Here is a 16,282-nt window from a genome sequence, read left to right on the forward strand (position 1 = left end):
GGCGGCTCGACGTGTCCGGTGGGGCCGCCGCGGAGGGCCGTGCAACGTGGAAGGGNNNNAGGGCGGCGGGGAAGGCGTGGTCGGGCGGGCCGAAGAGAAGGTGTCAGAGGGTCAGATCTTGGACTCCAGGTTCAGGGTCCACTGCTGGTTGGCCTGGAGGCTGGGGCAGTCCCAGATGCCGAGGCGGGTGCCCTGGTCGGCGGCCCAGCCCGGACGTTCCAGGCAGCGCCCGGTGGGGGCGGCGGCGCTGGTCGTGGCGGGGAGGTAGATCCGGCCGTCGGTGGTCGTCGCCCACTTCTGGCTCGGCTGGTTGGCGCAGACGGAGAGGACGACCTTGGTGCCGTTGCCGAGCGACGGGTCCTGCGCGGTCAGGCAGTAGCCGGCGGCGCGGATCGTGCCGTCGATGCCGAAGGTGAAGCGCTGGCTCGGGGTGTCCCAGCAGGACCAGGCGGCGATCGGGGCGCCGTCGCGCGGGCCGCCCTCGGCGTCGACGCACTGCCAGGAGACCTGGTTGGAGTGGAGGGAGACGCTGGTGTTGGCGTAGCCCATGAGGGAGTAGGGGGAGAAGCCGTCGACCTTGCCCGGGGTGCCGGTGCCGTAGCCCGGGAAGATGGCGATGGCGGCGGTGTTGTCGATGACCCAGAGGTCGGCGTAGCCGTCACCGGTGAAGTCGGCGGCACCGATCTTGGGGTGGCTGTTGGCGTTGAGGCCGACGCCGAGGAGGATCGCCCTGCCGCCGTTGGGCTTGGTCAGCGCGCTGAAGTCGGACGTGCCGTCCGCGCTGCGGGTGATCGGGTAGGCGAAGACGTCGCCGGTGGTGCGGTGGCGGGCCCAGAGGGTGGCCTGCCAGGCGTCGGTGTGGCCGGGCGTCGTGGTGACGCCGTTCGCCGGGCCGGGGTTGATGAGGTCGTAGTCGTCCCAGCTACCGCTGTTGGGGGCGGTGGGGATGAGCAGGGCCGGGGAGTTGACGTCGTTCCACTTCAGTTCGCTGACGTCGTGCAGCCAGAGCCGGCCGCCCTCGACGGTGAGCGCCGAGGTCTGGCTGATGATCTTCGTCCGCTCCGGTTCGGCCGTGGTGGCCGGGAACTTCTGGGTCAGCTCGCCGTCCGGGGTGCCGAGGGCGACCACCTGGCTGACCTGGGACCAGTCGGCGGCGTACGGACGGTCGGCCGGGCAGGCCAGGCCGGAGGCCGGGACGGCTGCGCAGGCGGTGGCCTTCTGCCGGGTCAGCGGGATCTTGGCGTACTGGTCGTACCGGCCGGTGCCGTCGTTGTCGATCAGGTAGAGGTTCTTCTTGAGGTTGGCGTCACGGGTGTTGTGGACGATCAGCTGGTCCAGGTCGCCGGCCTCGTTGAGCGTGCCGCGGTGGGTGACCTGGTAGTCGGCCCAGCTGGTGGTGGTGTCGTTGACGTCGTTGCGCGGCGCGCTGGCGCCGGTGGCGGTGATCGCGCGCGACGGGTCGGCGTTTCCGCTCAGGGTACGCAGGTTGCCGGCGGAGTCGGGGGTGACGATGTCGGGGACCTGGTCGCCGTCGGTGTCGCCGAAGATCGGGGCGGTGCCGGGCTTCCAGGGGGCGTAGAAGTTGTAGTCGGCGCGCTGGCTGTAGTTGCCCGCGATGTCCATCGCCCAGGCGTAGACCGAGTTGGTGCCCCACCGTGTGGGGGCGAAGGTGACCGACGCGCCCGGGCCGTAGGTGCCGGACTGGCCGCACTGCCAGCCGACGACCGGGGTCGGGTCGGTGCTGAAGCGCACGCAGGCGATACCGGAGGCGCGCAGGCCGGAGCCGGGCGCCGGGTCCTCGGCGTTGATGACGAAGGTGCCCGGGTGCGCGGGGTCGTTGGCGAACCGGGTCGGGTTGTCATTGGGCGTGCCGGACGGCGGGAAGTCCGTCGAGCTGATGCTGAGGCGGGGGTTGGTGCGGTCGACGCGGAAGTAGCACCAGGCGCTGTTCGGGGAGGTGAGGGCCTCGTCGGTGGCCCGGGCGAGCCAGCCGTACTGGTGGCCGTCGGCCAGCGAGCCGACCGGCAGGGTGTAACCGGGGTCGTTGTAGCTTCCGGCCCAACCGCCGTTCATGATACTGAAGTTGGGGTCGTTGTCGTCCCACAGGTGGAAGCCGGTGTAGAGGCTCTGCCCGGTGGGGGACCAGCTGTTGACGGTCAGGTTGATGTTCTGGTTGCCGCCGACCCAGCCCGGGTTGTCCCACGCGTTCGCGCCGCCGCTGGTGCACTCGGCCGTGGTGCGGCTGTCGGCGAAGCCCGGGGCGGGGCTGGTGCGCGGGTACCAGACGGTGGGGGTGATGTCGTAGGTGGTGGCGATGCTCGGGTTGCTGGCGATCTTGTGCCGGTAGAGCTTCTCCCACTCGGTCGCCTTCGGGGCGATGCCGATGGTCCAGTAGTCCCGCTTCTCCGTGGCGTACCAGCGCACCCACGCGGCGACGTCGACGGCCAGCGGTCCGGACCCGGTGATGTTCTGGGTTCCGACGTAGTCGCAGCCCTCCATGACCAGGTTGCCGTTGGTGCCGCACGGCTGGTTGTTCCAGTCGGTCTCGCCGTTGATGGTCCGGCCCCACGGCGCCGAGTAGACGCCGAGCTCGGTCGGGGTGCCGGGGCTGGAGGCCTCGCTGACCTGGCCGTTGAGGACGGCGGTGTAGATGGTGGGCGGGAACTGGGCGCCGTTGGGCGTGGTGGAGAGGACCGGGTTGATCCGGATCTTGAAGTAGGCGCGTTCCCGGCCCTCGACCGCGCAGTTCAGCTGCGGGTCATTGCTGTGATAGCCGCAGTAGCCGGTGGCGAGGTTGGTCTTCTTGTCGTAGTTCCTGACGGTCTTGTAGGCCTCCTGGACCTGGACCGAGCCCTCGGAGTAACTGGCGGCCGCGGTGAAGGTCGGGTCGAGGTACCAGGGGCCGGTGCCCGAGCCCAGGGCGGACTGGTCGGGCGTCAGCTCCAGGGTGCCGTTGACGACGGTGGTGGCGATCGCGGCGACGTTGGCGCCGTCGCCGGGGCCCTCGGCGGTGGAGGCGGGCGGCGGCGGGGGCGCGTCGGGGTCGTTGCGGGCGGCGGCCGACCGGCCTGTCGCGGACGACTTGGCGGAGGCCGAGGCCGGCGCGGGGCGGGAGGAGTCCCACTGCAGGGCGCGGGAGGAGTGGAATCGGACGGTGCCGTGGTCGTCCTTGACCTCCACCTCACCGGCGTCGGTGGTGGAGACGTTCAGGCCCTCGGCCTTGAGCGGGAAGCGCAGGGTCTTGAGGGCGGGGTTGGCGGCCGCCGCAGCGGTGCGGACGACGATGACGTCGCGCCAGCCGCCGTCCGGGAGGGCGGTGAGCTGGAGGTCGACGCCCGGCAGTACCTCGGGGTAGGTGGCGGTGGCGCCGTTGAGGGTCGGCTTCGGGAGGGCGAACGGGGCGTCGAAGGAGATCTTCCCGCCGTCCTCGGTGGCGAGCGTCGCCATGGGGCCGCTGCCACCGCCGGAGAAGGTGACCGGGGTGGCGGAGACGGCGGGGGCGAGGGTGCCGTCGGGGTTGGCACGCAGCGTCGCGTCGAGGTCGGTCCAGTTCCCGGACCGCTTGGTGCGGACGGGCGCGCTGTTGTCGGTGGTGGTGAGGGTGCCGTCCGGGTTGGCAACGGTCCGGGAGGACTCGGTGGTCATCGACTCGACGACCACCGGCTTGCCGGTCGACTTCGCGGTGCCGATCGCGTCGAGCATGGCCTGCTGCTCGGGGGCGCGCTGCGGCGCGGCGCCGGTCGGCGTGAGCGGGGCCTGGGTTCCGCCGGTGGGGCCGGGGGCGGCCACCGCCGTGGGGGCGTTGCCCGTCCCCCCGAGCAGCCCGAGGCCCAGCGCGAGGCTGGTGCCGAGCGCGGCGAGCGCCCGGTTCGGCGACCTGCGGGGGCCGGTGCGAGGTGTCCGGTTCGGCGGTGACTGGGTGCTTCTGATGGACTGCATTGATCCCCTCCGGTGAGGCCCGCCCCTCGGGGGCGGCGTGTGCGCCAACGAACGATGCTTGCTGGTCAGGGGGTTGGTCAATCCCATGCGGCACTTTGTTCGCACATGTCCCATTGGCCACACGAGCCTCGGTAACAAAGGTGTAAACCAATTCTGATTCGTCCGTTTCGTGGTGGCGGGGCCTGACCGGTGATCACTAGCGTCCGTGCCCGATCTATGCGCGGACAGGACGCGTCGGACCCCTGATGACGCGTCATGCCGTTTTACGGAGGGGACTGACGTGGAACTTTGGCATGCCTTGGGGCGGGCCGGGAGAACGGGCAGGCGCCGGTCGCCGGGCCTGGCCGCCCTGCTCGCCTTGACCTTGACCGGTGTGGTGGTGCCGCCCAGTGTGGCCTGGGCGGCACCACCACCGTCGGAGGACCTGATCTGGTCCCCGGCGCAGACCCCGCTCGGTGCTGACACCCCGTCGGTGCCGGGCCGCGACCACCGGCCGGACGGCAAGGGCGCGGCGTCGGCGGCGCGCCCGCAGACCTGGACGCCGATCGTGGCGGCGCCCGTGGTGCCCGGCAAGGCCACCGTTCAGCTGGGCGTCGACGGGGCGGAGGCCAAGGCCGCCCGGGCCGCGACCGGCGGGATCTCCCCGGCCTCGGGCGGTGCCGGGCCGACCCGGGCGGGCACCCTGCCGGTCCTGCTCGCGCCCGTCGGCGACGGCGCGGCGGCGGGGGCTGCGGTGGGGGCTTCGGCGTCGGCGTCGGCTTCGGCTCGCGAGGCAGGCGCGCCGCAGGCCACCGCGGTGTCCGTCGAGGTGACGGACACCGCCAAGGGCAAGGCGGCCGGGGCGGGCAGCGCGCTGGTCGCGCTGACCGACGCGGACGCCACACCGTCCGCCGAGGGGCGGCGGGCGCGCGTCTCGCTGGACCTGAAGGGCCTTGAGGCCGGCGGCTGGGCGGACCGGGCGCGTCTGGTCGCCCTGCCGGCCTGCGCGCTGACGACCCCCGAGCGGGAGGAGTGCCGGACCAAGGCGCCGGTGGAGTCCACCGTCGACGCGAGCGGCAGGCTCTCGGCCGACGTGGTCCTGCCGTCCGCCGGTGCCACCTCGTCGGCGAAGACGGCCGTGGCGGCGGCTCCGATGGTGCTGTCCGCCGAGCCGACCTCGTCCGGGGCCGGAGGCAGCTACGCGGCGACGGCGCTGGCACCGTCGATGGAGTGGAGCGCCGGCTCGAACGTCGGCAGCTTCACCTACAACTACACGGTCCAGCTTCCGCCGACCCTCGGCGGCCTGGCACCGTCCGTGGTGCTCGACTACAACTCCTCGGCGGTTGACGGCCGGACGTCGGCGACCAACTCCCAGTCCTCGTGGATCGGTGACGGCTGGTCGTACGAGCCCGGCTTCATCGAGCGCTCCTACCGCACCTGCGACAAGGGCGGCGACCAGGGCATCAAGGACTCCGGTGACCGCTGCTGGGGCGGGCAGAACGCCACGCTCTCGCTGGCCGGCCGCTCCGGCGCCCTGGTCCGCGACGACACCACCGGCGTCTGGCACCTGCAGAGCGACGACGGCTCCAAGGTCGAGCAGCTCACCGGCGCCCCGCGCGCGGCCGGCGAGCGCGAGTACAAGGACACCGAGTACTGGCGGATCACCACCCCGGACGGCACCGAGTACTACTTCGGCAGCAACCACCTGCCCGGCGGCGACGCCACCGACCCGGCCGCCCAGTCCGTGCTGACCAGCCCGGTCTACTCGCCCAACCCGGGCGACCCCTGCTACAGCGCGTCCACCGGCAAGGGCTCCTGGTGCCAGATGGCGTACCGCTGGCAGCTCGACTTCGTCGTCGACCCGCACAAGAACCTGATCACCTACCGCTACGCGCCCGAGACCAACCACTACAGCCTCGGCGGCGGGCAGAACAACGGCAACGGCACCCTCACCTCCTACGAGCGCGCCACCACGCTGACCCAGATCGCCTACAACCAGCGCTACGACGAGCAGAAGGCCGCCAAGGGCACGCTCACCCCGGGCGCCCTGGTGACGTTCGACGCCACGGCCGAGCGCTGCAACCCCGGCGGTGCGATCACCTGCGCCGAGAGCCAGCGCACCACCGCCAACGCGGACTACTGGCCGGACGTCCCGCTCGACCAGGTCTGCGCCTCCTCGGGCACCTGCACCAACTACGGGCCGACCTTCTTCTCCACCAAGCGGCTCACCTCCATCACCACGCAGGTGGCGACCGGCTCCGGCCCGGTCACCGTGGACAGCTGGGCGCTCGGCCAGTCCCTGGTCGACCCCGGGGACGGCACCAAGCGCACGCTGTGGCTGGACTCCATCACCCGCACCGGCACCAACGGCCGCGCCGCGACGCCGCTGCCCGCCGTCACCTTCGCGTACAAGATGATCCCGAACCGGGTCGACGGCCTGGTGCCGGCCTCGCCGAGCTTCATGCGCCCGCGCATCAAGGAGATCACCACCGAGACCGGCGGCCGGATCAACGTCCTCTACACCGACCCCGTGTGCTCGCGGGTCAACAACCACATGCCGGCCTCCGCCGACGGCAACACCATGGCCTGCATGCCGGTCAACTGGTACCCGCCGGGCCGGACCCCGCAGCCGGGCCAGACCGAGGTGTACCCGGTCAACGACTGGTTCAACAAGCCGATGGTCAGGACGGTGACCGAGCAGGACCTGGTCACCAGCCCCTCGGTCACCCGCACCACCGAGTACACCTACCACGGCGACGCCGCCTGGCACCGGGACGACGCCGAGTTCACCGACGCGAAGGCCCGCACCTGGGACTACTTCCGCGGCTACCAGGCGGTCACCACGACCACCGGCAGTGCCTTCCCGGGAGAGGCCCCGAAGAGCCAGCAGAAGGTCACCTACCTGCGAGGCATGGACGGCGACTACAAGGCTGACGGCAGCCAGCGCACTGTGGACGTCGCCAGCCCGCTCGGCGGCCCGGCCGTCAAGGACAGCGACTGGCTGGCGGGAACCGCCGTGGCGACCGAGGTCTTCGACCAGGCGGGCGGCGTCGTACAGTCCGTAGCCGGGAGCCTGCGCTCCGGCCAGAAGGAGACCGCGACCCAGACCCAGAGCGCCGGCGCGCCGAAGATCTACGCCCGGTACCCGGACTCCGAGGTCACCGAGGTCAGCAAGGTCAAGCTGGCGGACGGCGGCTGGCGCACCACCACATCGGTCACCACTACCGACCCGGAGCACGGCAACCGGGTGCTGCACACAGCGGACAAGGGTGACGGCACCGCCGCCATCCCGGAGCTGTGCACCACGATCACGTACGCGGCCTCCGACAACCCGCTGCTGATGATCCTGCCGGCCGAGCGGATCACCGTTCAGGGTTCGTGCGGCACTGCGGCGACCGCCGCGAACACCGTCGGCGGCAGCCGGACGCTGTACGACGGGCGGCCGTTCAAGCAGGCCGGCACCACCGGCGACGCCACCAGTGTCCAGGTGCTCGACCACTACGACGCGGCCGGGAACCCGGTCTACACCCACGGTGGCGGCACCACCTACGACGCCTACGGCCGCACCGTCACCACCGCCACTCCGGACGGGTCGACGTACGACGGCAACGGCGCGCAGTTGAGCGGCGCCACGCTCACGCCGGCCGTCACCAGTACCACGCGCAGCCCGGCCACCGGAGTGTTCCCGACCACCGTGACCACCACCGGCCCGCTCGGCGCCGATTGGAAGGTCGTGGTCAACCAGGAGCCCGGCCGGGGCCAGGCGCTCGACGAGACCGACGCCAACCAGCGAACCACCACGCAGCAGTACGACGGCCTCGGCCGCCGCACCGCCGTGTGGGCGCCCGGGCGCGGCCTGGACGAGCTGCCCAACCAGAGGTTCAGCTATGCCGTCAACGGCACGACCGGCCCCTCGGTGATCACCAGCGAGTGGCTTCAGCGCAGTGGCGGCACCTACTCGGGCCGGCGCGAGCTCTTCGACGGCCTCGGCCGTGCCCGGCAGGTCCAGCAGACCAGTGACGCCCGGGCCACCGGTCGGCTGATCTCCGACACGGTGTACGACTCGCACGGCTGGGTGATCAAGACCTCCGCGCCCTACTACGAGGCCAGCACCGCGCCCAGCACCGCGCTGTACCTGCCGCAGGACTCACAGGTGCCGGCGCAGACCTGGACGTCCTACGACGGCCTCGGCCGCCCGGTCCGCGCCGAGTTCCGTTCCAACGCCAACCTGCAGTGGGCGACCACCAGCGCCTACCCCGGTGCCGACCGGGTGGACGTGACCCCGCCGGCCGGCGCCTCGCCGACGACCACGATCACCGACGCCCGTGGGCACACCGTCGCGGCCTGGCAGTACCGCACCGCGACGCCGACCGGCAACCCGGCCGACGCCGACATCAGCACCTACACCTACAACGCGCTCGGCCAGCAGGCCACGCACACCGACTCCTCCGGGAACACCTGGGCCTACACCCACGACCTGCTGGGTCGACAGACCTCGCTCACCGACCCGGACGCCGGGACCTCCCGGACCTACTACGACGCCAACTCCCGGGTCGACCACACCGTCGACGGCAAGGGCAACACGCTCGCCTACACCTACGACCTGATCGGCCGCAGGACCGGCCAGTACAACGGAAGCGTGGCCCCGGCGAACCTGCTCACGTCCTGGACGTACGACACGCTGGCCAAGGGCAAGCCCACCTCCTCCACCCGGTACGTGGGCGGTGCCAGCGGTGCGGCGTACGTCAACGCGGTCACCGGCTACGACATCGCCTACCGGCCGACCGGTTCGGCCGTGACCATTCCCTCCGTCGAAGGCGCCCTGGCCGGCACCTACAGCACCTCGGCCACCTACGATCCCGTCCTCGGGCTGGTGGACACCCTGACGCTGCCGGCCGCCGGCGGACTCCCGTCGGAGACCATCGGCTACACCTACAACGACAACGGGCTGCTGGTCTCCAGCAAGAGCCTCAAGAAGTCCGTGGTGGCCGCGGTCGTCTACGACGCCGCCTCCCGGCCGGTGCGCACCACCGTCGGCTCCTACGGCACCCAGGTGGTCTCCACCCTGCAGTACGACTGGGCCACCGGACGGGTCGTCAACTCCTTCGTCGACCGGCAGAACGGCACGGTGTCGGCCGACCAGACCAGCTACACCTACACCCAAGCCGGTCGGATCACCTCGGTGACCAACCTCCAGGAGGCCCGCGACCGCGACCTGCAGTGCTTCACCTACGACGGCATCGGCCGGCTGACCAACGCCTGGACGGACACCGGCGGCACCCACACCACCGCCGACTGGACCGACTCCAACGGCGAGAAGCACGGCACCGGCAGCTCGACCAGCGTCCCCGGCGTGGGCGGCTGCGACAACGCCAACGGCCCGGCGGCGGTCACCCCGGGTGGGCGCACCGTCGGCGGCCCGGCGCCGTACTGGAACACCTACAGCTACGACGCCGCGGGCAACCGCACCGGCCTGGTCCAGCACGACATCACCGGCAACGTCCTCAACGACACCACCACGACCTCGGTGTTCGGCGCCGCCGGAACCCGCAACACCCCGACCACCGCCCCCAACACCGGCGGCGGCACGGGTGGGCCGCACGCGCTGCTGAGCTCGGTCACCAACGGTCCGGCCGGGAGCAAGACCACCCGCTACCAGTACGACGCGGTCGGCAACACCACCGCGATCACCGACACCTCCGGCACCACCAACCTGGCCTGGAACGCCGAGGGCAAGCCGACCACGGTCAGCAAGACCGGAACGGCCGGCAACACCGGCTACGTCTACGACGCGGACGGCAACCAGCTGGTCCGGCACAGCCCCGGCAAGACCACGCTCGTGGTCGGCACCGATGAGCTGACCCTGGACACGGCCACCCAGGCCACCACCAACACCCGGACGCTTGACGGTGGCGGAGGGCTGACCTTCACCCGCGTCACCGCCCCCGTCGGTGGTGGCACTGTGGTGATCCAGGCAGCCGACCCGCACGGCACCAACGGCCTGCAGATCGGCACCGACACGGCCATGACCGTGACCCGGCGGCCCACCGACCCCTTCGGCAACCCGCGCGGCAGCCAGCCCGCGGCCTCCTCGTGGGCCGGAACCAAGGGCTTCGTCGGCGGTCTGAAGGACGAGACCACCGGTCTCACCAGCCTCGGAGCACGGCAGTACGACCCGGCGACGGGCCGCTTCATCAGCCCCGACCCCGTCCTCGACCCGGCGAACCCGAGTCAGTGGAACGCTTACGCCTACTCCTACAACGACCCGGTCAACACCAGCGACCCCAGCGGTCTTTACGGCAGCTGGTGCGCCACCCAGGCCTGCGCCGAGGCGACCCAGAAGGAGGAGGACGAGAAGGCGGCCAAGGCCGCCGGCACCGGCACCGACACCGGCAACGGCGGCGGGGGCGGGGGCAGCGGGGTCAGCACCGGAAGCAGCGGCGGTGAGGACAACGGCGGGAGCGACGACGAGGGACCGAAGTACGTCGCGATCAACAGCAGTCTGTCGATCCAGGACGACGGATCGGGCATCGTCCAGAAGTTCACCAAGGCGTACCACGCGGCCGTCGCCAAGATTCCCCACCCGGAGTACATGACCGCGAAGGATGACGTCGCGGCCCTGGCCGCGGCGTGCAAGGCCATCGGGCCGGCCTGCAACAGGGACATCGAGGACATGATCGAGGGCCTGTGGGCGGTGGACGTCGTCGGGCCCACGTTCTTCGGCGCGCCGCCCACGCACGGTGCGGGCGTCATGATCAACGCATGTGCCTTCAAGTCGGCCTGCGGTGACGGCAACAAGGGGGTCTACTACGAGCCCGAGGGCCTGACGTACGGCTTCCAGGGTGCCGGGAAGACCGGGGCGCCGATGCCCAACCAGATGTCCGTCGACCTCGGAGGCGGCTGGAGCCTGGGGGTGTGCCACAGCTTCCCGGCTGACACCGAGGTGGTCATGGCCGATGGCTCCCGGAAGAAGATCTCCGAGGTCCAGCCAGGCGACAAGGTGCTCTCCGGGGACGGGGACGGAGAGGCGACGACCTCGGCGCCGGTGACCGAGGTCATCACCACCGAGAGCGACAAGGCGTTCGTCAGGATCGCCGTCGCCGACGGTGACCGCACGGAGGAACTGACCTCGACCGAGAACCACCCGTTCTGGAGCGCCTCGCAGGAACGTTGGGTGGAGGCGGCCGCTCTTGAGCCCGGGGCGAGCCTTCGCACCACGGACGGCAGGTCCGTCGTGGTGACGGGGGTGACCCCCTTCACCGATCACGAGCGTACGTACGACCTGACCGTGGAGCGGACTCACGCGTACTTCGTGGTGATCGGCGACGTCGCGGTCCTCGTCCACAACTGCGGGGACGGCAAGCCCGGGCAGAACCTGCCCTGCACCTGCTCGCTGGAGGACGTCTTCGTGCGCCGGGGAACGAGCTGGGAAAGCACGGGCCGGCTGGAGCGCATGGCCAGTGAAGCGGAGGCGACCGGTCGCCTGCCCTACGGGGTCTCGGTGACCGTGCCGGAGTCCAACGAGGCTCTGTCGAGGAATCCCGCGGACGCCTCGACAGCCACGAAGGGTGCGATCGTGGCACACTTCGAGCTGCGCTACACACCGACGAAGGCCGACAAGATGCACCACACAGTCGTCCTTCCGAAGCCTGTCCAGGCAGAGGCCCAGGGGGCGTTCAACCGGGCGTTCGGAAGGAAGAAGCGATGACCTCGGACGAGGGTTCCGCCGTGATGAAGGCGGTCGCGATCTTCGACTGGCACGACGGTCCCCGGGAGGGCTTCGCCCGGATGGAGACCCGGGAAGGGCTGTGGTGGTACTTCCGGACGCTGGCCACGCGATTCGATCCGGACGACGTGGACCAGTGCCTCTACGCCTTCTCGGAGGTTGCGGCGGACGACGCGCTCGTCCTGGAGCGGGGGTTCGGTGCGGGGGAGGGCCGGCCGGTCATCTGGCCGGGAGACCCCGGCGAGGTCCCGGCCACGACGGCCGAGGTCGTCGAACGGGTCGCCGCCGCTGTGCCACCCCCCTCGCTCATCGGGCGAGTGGTGGGTTCTACCGGGCGCTGTGAGCTGTGGAGGATCTACACCTCGTTCGGGTTTCCCGGCTGAGCCGTCCTAGGGCGGCCGGCCAGGTGACCGACGGAACGGGCCCCGGTCGAAAGGAGTACCGGCCGGGGCTCCCGGCACGCCGGATCGGCGCCATCGGGCGGTGTCGTCAAGTACTCGGCCTGACCCGCTGAACCAGCCGTGCCCTCTCCGGAAGCTTCCGGAGAGGGCACGGTGCGTTGTGCGTGGCCGGCGATGAGGGTGAGGCCGGCGGCGTAGGAGTCGTCTCGCTCGGCATGGTGGCCGGCACCGTGATGGTCGCCGGACCGGGCATCTGTCGCCCCGCCGACTGCCTGGCCCTCGCGGACGCACTCGCCGTCGTCCCCGGGCGGCACCCCGACCGGTGCCACCGTCGAGGTTGAGGGGCGACCCCTGGGCCGGTGACCTTTGCGGGGTCGCGAAGCGTCATTCCCCCAGGTGGCGACCCCGGCGGCTGCCCGGCTACCCGTTGGCCAGCTCGGCGGCGTACTGGTCGGCGACCTCCGCGAGGTTCTGGAGGTGCCGGTTCGGGTGGCCGTGGTCGCCCAGGGTTCGGCGGGCGGCGGTGAGGTCGCCGTCCAGGAGTTCGCGGAGGACCACCAGGGCGTTGGACGGGGGCATGTGGTGGCCGGTGATCCACCGCTGGACCGCGGCCATGCCCTCGTGGGCCAGCACCTCGCGCAGGTCCTCGATGAGCGGCGCCAGCCACTCCGCGCGCAGGGCGTACTCGCCGCGGTCGCCGAAGGTGGCGGCGAGTCCGGCCAGCAGGCGGGCCGGGTACTCCTCGACCGGTTCGGCGAAGTCGGGGTGGTCCTTGGCGAACTCGTCCCAGTCCACGTCGAGTCCGGTGATGTCCCTGGCGAGCACCGGCCACCGGGCGTAGTTCTCCTCGGAGCGGGTGAACACCTCGCGCAGCAGGGCGTAGGGCACCTCGGTGGTGCGCGAGAGCAGGAGCGCGTCGTAGAGGTCCTTGCCCTGCGGGTGGCTGTCGGAGACCAGCCAGAGGAGCTTCCAGGCCAGCGAGAGCTGCCGCGTCGCGGCGAGCAGCGGGCCGCGCACGCCCGGGAGTTCGCAGGGCTCGGGCGGGGCGGGGAGGGGCTCGGTGAAGACGAAGTCCAGCTGGACGGTGCCGCCGGGCAGGTCCGGGGCCGTCCACGGCAGCACCAGCCGGCGTCCGGGGACCCGGCCGTAGGTCCAGATGTCGTCGTCCACGGCCCGGTCGGCGTGCAGCCGGACCCCCTCGGCGGACGCCTCGCCGGAGAGCGCCTCGGCGTCGGCGGCGAGGCCGGTGAGCATCCGGTCGGTGCGCGGGTCCTCCAGTGGCCAGTCCGCCGGCCGCACCACGAAGTCCAGGTCGCCCGGCTCCCGGGCCTCTTCGCCGTACCAGGCGCGCAGCAGGACGCTGCCGCGCAGCACGAGATGCTCCGCCCACGGCGAGGCGGCGACGGCGGACAGCACGGTGTTCAGCGCCTCGCGCCGGGCGGTGAGCCAGCGCTCGGCGAGCCGCGGGTCGTCGAAGAGGGGTTCGCTGGGCCGCAGGGCCCGGGTGTAGCCGGCGAGCGCGGGGTCGAAGACCGGCTGCTGACGGACCGCCTCGTCGTCGATCGGCACGATCGACCGGGGCAGGTCCCGCTCCTCCCGGACGTCCTCCGACGGGGGCCGCCCGGGCAGGGAGAGGCCCTCCCACGGCCCGTAGTCGAGGCCTTCCCAGGTGAGGGGCTGTTCCTTGGTCATCGGGTCTCTCCTCGTGCGGTGCGGTCGTGCTCGGTCAGCCATCCCGCGTCCAGCGTCTCGTCGCTGTCCACGGCGACGAACTCGCGTTCCACGGAGACGACCTGATGGCCGTCGGCGGTGAGGTCGCCGAGTAGTGCGTCCAGCCGGTGTCCGGCGGTGGTCAGGCCGACCCGGCGGCAGCGCTGGGTGACGAACCACTCGCGGTGGCCGTCCTCGCGTACCCGGCGCGGGTTGTGCGACAGGTGGGCGCCGTGCCGGACGGCGAGGTCGGCGAGGTCGGCGAGAGCGGCGAGGCTGGCCGCCGGGGCGGGCCCGGGCACCAGCAGTTTGACGTGGTGCTCGAAGTAGCGGGCCGGCCCGTGCGCGGCGGCGTCCCCGTCCGAGGCCGGGACGCCGTGGGCCCACGGGGTGGCCTCGATCTTGGTGCGCAGCACGGCGAACCCCGCCCCGGCCAGCCGCTCCGCCGTCCGGGCCGTCGTCGCGGCGACCTCCTCCAACGGGCCGTCGGCGCGCAGGGTGAGCATCGGCTGCGAGGGCGCCGTGCCACGGGCCAGCAGGATGTGGGTGAACTTCAGGCCGTGGTCGGCCGCCCAGGCGGCCAGCGCCTCGGCGGCGCCCGGCCGCACGGTGAGGTGCACCTCGAAGTCCCCCCGCAGGTCGGGGAGGGCCGGGGCGCGGTCGGGGTGCCGGTCTGGACGGGTGGCGAGCATGAGGGCATCGTGCCAGGGACCACCGACACCGGGGGAGCACCCGAGGGATGACGGACCGCCGGGTTCTGCTCCAGGTAGGTGGCCCGGGGCCGTGCCGGCGCTCCGCGCGGCGCCGGGAATACTGGCCGGATGCGAACGTACCCGCCGCGCGCCGCGGTCGTGAATCTGCTGCTCGGGGTGCCGGCCGTGGTGCCGGTCTGGCTGCTCTGGTACTTCGCCGTCAACTGGCCGCTGAAGGCGCTGGGCTGGACGGTGGGGGAGCCGACGGAGAACGACGGCCCGCTGCCGTGGCTGGTGCTCGCGGGCCCGCTGGTGCTCGCCTTCACGGCGCTGTGGTGGCTGGCGAACGACGGGCTGCGCCGCCGGTCCGGCCGGGGGCGGGGGTACTGGTCGCTGAGCGTCGCGCTGACCCTGCTGCCCACCGGCGTGATCATCGCGGTGCCGTAGCGGCGGCGAGGGCGGCGGCGCACAGGGCGGTGACACCGGCCAGGAGCAGCACGGTGGTGGGGGCGGTGCGGTCGACGACGGCGCCGCCGACCAGCGAGGCGATCCCGATGGTGGCCTGGAAGGAGGAGGTGAACAGCACGCCCGCGGCCTCCGGGGCGTGCGGTGCGGCGGTGAGGAACCAGCTGAGCGAGCAGACCGGGACGGCGCCGTAGGCGACGCCCCAGAGCAGCAGCAGCGCACCGGCGCCGGGGCCGGTGGTGCCGACGACGGGCAGCAGCAGGGTGGCGGCGGCGAGCAGCGCGGCGGCCGCCGTGAACACCGGGCGCAACGCGCGGGCGGCGCGCTGTCCGGCGAGCAGGTTGCCCAGCAGACCGGCGGCGCCGTAGGCGAGCAGCAGGCCGCTGATCAGGCCCGGCCCGGCGTGGGTGACCTCGGTCAGGAACGGCGTGACGTAGGTGTAGCCGCCGAAGTGGGCGAGGACGATCAGGAAGGTCGTCGCGAGACCGGTGCGGGTGCCCCGGCCGGCGAGCAGCCCGCGCAGGACGCCGAGGCCGGTGGTGGTGGCGGGCGGGGGCAGTGGTGGCAGGCAGACCAGCAGGGCGGCCAGGACCAGCAGGGTGAGCACGCCCATCGCGGCGAAGGCCGCGCGCCAGCCGGCGAGCGAGCCGATCAGCACACCGGCCGGGACGCCGAGCACCGAACCGAGCGGGACGGCGGTGAAGATCAGGGTGTTGGCGCGGGCCTGCCGGCCCGCCGGGACGAGGCGCGGGGCCAGTCCGGAACCGATCGACCAGAAGGCGCCGATCACCAGGCCGAGGGCGACCCGGGCCAGCAGTACCGCCCAGTACGCGGGGGCGAAGGCGTTCAGCAGGTCGGCGAACGCCAGGAGCAGCAGCAGGGCGCAGAGCATGGTGCGGCGGTCGGCGCGGCGGGTCGCGACCGTGACGGCGGGCGCGGCCACGGCGGCGACCAGGCCGGGCAGGGTCATCGTCAGCCCGGCGGTGCCGTCGGAGATCCGGAAGGTGTCGCCGATCGGGGTGAGCAGGCCGACGGGCAGGATCTCGGTGGTGACGATGGCGAAGACGCCCGCGGTGACGGCGAGTACGGCGGGCCACCCGCCGGTCCGGGTCCGGGGCCGGGGCCGGGGTAAGGGCCCGGGCACGGGGCGCGAGGGGGCGCGGCGGGCGGTATCGGGCATGGTGGTGCTCCTGTCCGGGCACGGGGGGGTGATCGACGCCCCGAAGTCCACCAAAGCGACGGGGTGCCGGGCTGGCGTGAATCGGACGTCAACCGTGCCGCCCGGCGCGGCTGGAGTGGCCGGGGTGGCCGGGCGCGTGGGTGCGTCGCGTCCCGTCGGCGGCGACCGGCTCGACCTGGTGCTCTCCTGG

At 72.3% G+C, this 16,282-nt stretch carries 8 protein-coding genes; 4 read left to right on the top strand and 4 right to left on the bottom strand.

The window, feature by feature from the left end:
• Window positions 1–111 precede the first annotated feature (111 nt).
• Complete coding sequence (locus tag ABD308_RS13050) at window positions 112–3,939, bottom strand: ricin-type beta-trefoil lectin domain protein (RefSeq protein ID WP_344332905.1); 3,828 nt, start codon at window positions 3,937–3,939, stop codon at window positions 112–114.
• A 358-nt stretch (window positions 3,940–4,297) separates the two neighbouring features.
• Between ABD308_RS13050 and ABD308_RS13055 the strand changes: the two genes are divergently transcribed.
• The 3 genes from ABD308_RS13055 to ABD308_RS13065 all read left to right on the top strand — a co-directional run bounded on the left by ABD308_RS13055 (window position 4,298) and on the right by ABD308_RS13065 (window position 12,386).
• On the top strand, window positions 4,298–11,626 hold the full coding sequence (locus tag ABD308_RS13055) for an RHS repeat-associated core domain-containing protein (RefSeq protein WP_344332907.1): 7,329 nt from the start codon (window positions 4,298–4,300) through the stop codon (window positions 11,624–11,626).
• A complete protein-coding gene (locus tag ABD308_RS13060) occupies window positions 11,623–12,027 on the top strand; it encodes a hypothetical protein (RefSeq protein ID WP_344332908.1) in 405 nt (134 codons plus the stop codon). Before ABD308_RS13055 ends, ABD308_RS13060 begins: the two co-directional genes overlap by 4 nt.
• 182 nt (window positions 12,028–12,209) lie before the next feature.
• Window positions 12,210–12,386, top strand: coding sequence for a hypothetical protein (locus ABD308_RS13065; protein WP_344332910.1), 177 nt, complete (start codon window positions 12,210–12,212; stop codon window positions 12,384–12,386).
• A 79-nt stretch (window positions 12,387–12,465) separates the two neighbouring features.
• On the opposite strand, the gene ABD308_RS13070 is transcribed toward ABD308_RS13065, so the two are convergent.
• Together ABD308_RS13070 and ABD308_RS13075 are read right to left on the bottom strand one after the other, a co-directional pair.
• Window positions 12,466–13,737, bottom strand: a complete 1,272-nt coding sequence (locus ABD308_RS13070; RefSeq protein ID WP_344332911.1) for a nucleotidyl transferase AbiEii/AbiGii toxin family protein — start codon at window positions 13,735–13,737, stop codon at window positions 12,466–12,468.
• Window positions 13,734–14,447 carry a hypothetical protein gene (locus ABD308_RS13075; protein ID WP_344332912.1) on the bottom strand — a complete coding sequence of 238 codons (714 nt, stop codon included), beginning with the start codon at window positions 14,445–14,447 and terminating at the stop codon, window positions 13,734–13,736. The genes ABD308_RS13070 and ABD308_RS13075 overlap by 4 nt, the downstream gene beginning before the upstream one ends.
• Window positions 14,448–14,576: 129 nt before the next feature.
• Between ABD308_RS13075 and ABD308_RS13080 the strand changes: the two genes are divergently transcribed.
• Window positions 14,577–14,894 carry a hypothetical protein gene (locus tag ABD308_RS13080; RefSeq protein ID WP_344332913.1) on the top strand — a complete coding sequence of 106 codons (318 nt, stop codon included), beginning with the start codon at window positions 14,577–14,579 and terminating at the stop codon, window positions 14,892–14,894.
• Here ABD308_RS13080 and ABD308_RS13085 read toward each other — a convergent pair.
• On the bottom strand, window positions 14,878–16,092 hold the full coding sequence (locus ABD308_RS13085; protein ID WP_344332915.1) for an MFS transporter: 1,215 nt from the start codon (window positions 16,090–16,092) through the stop codon (window positions 14,878–14,880). The two genes, ABD308_RS13080 and ABD308_RS13085, sit on opposite strands and share 17 nt — an antisense overlap.
• Window positions 16,093–16,282: the final 190 nt, after the last annotated feature.

The sequence above is a fragment of the Kitasatospora putterlickiae genome (assembly GCF_039527695.1).
Taxonomy (GTDB): domain Bacteria; phylum Actinomycetota; class Actinomycetes; order Streptomycetales; family Streptomycetaceae; genus Kitasatospora; species Kitasatospora putterlickiae.

Bases quoted from the DNA above. Each gene is read 5' to 3' on its own strand.
- ABD308_RS13050 (WP_344332905.1), bottom strand. From the start codon at position 3,939: ATGCAGTCCATCAGAAGCACCCAGTCACCGCCGAACCGGACACCTCGC.
- ABD308_RS13060 (WP_344332908.1), top strand. From the start codon at position 11,623: ATGACCTCGGACGAGGGTTCCGCCGTGATGAAGGCGGTCGCGATCTTC.
- ABD308_RS13070 (WP_344332911.1), bottom strand. From the start codon at position 13,737: ATGACCAAGGAACAGCCCCTCACCTGGGAAGGCCTCGACTACGGGCCG.
- ABD308_RS13075 (WP_344332912.1), bottom strand. From the start codon at position 14,447: ATGCTCGCCACCCGTCCAGACCGGCACCCCGACCGCGCCCCGGCCCTC.
- ABD308_RS13080 (WP_344332913.1), top strand. From the start codon at position 14,577: ATGCGAACGTACCCGCCGCGCGCCGCGGTCGTGAATCTGCTGCTCGGG.
- ABD308_RS13085 (WP_344332915.1), bottom strand. From the start codon at position 16,092: ATGCCCGATACCGCCCGCCGCGCCCCCTCGCGCCCCGTGCCCGGGCCC.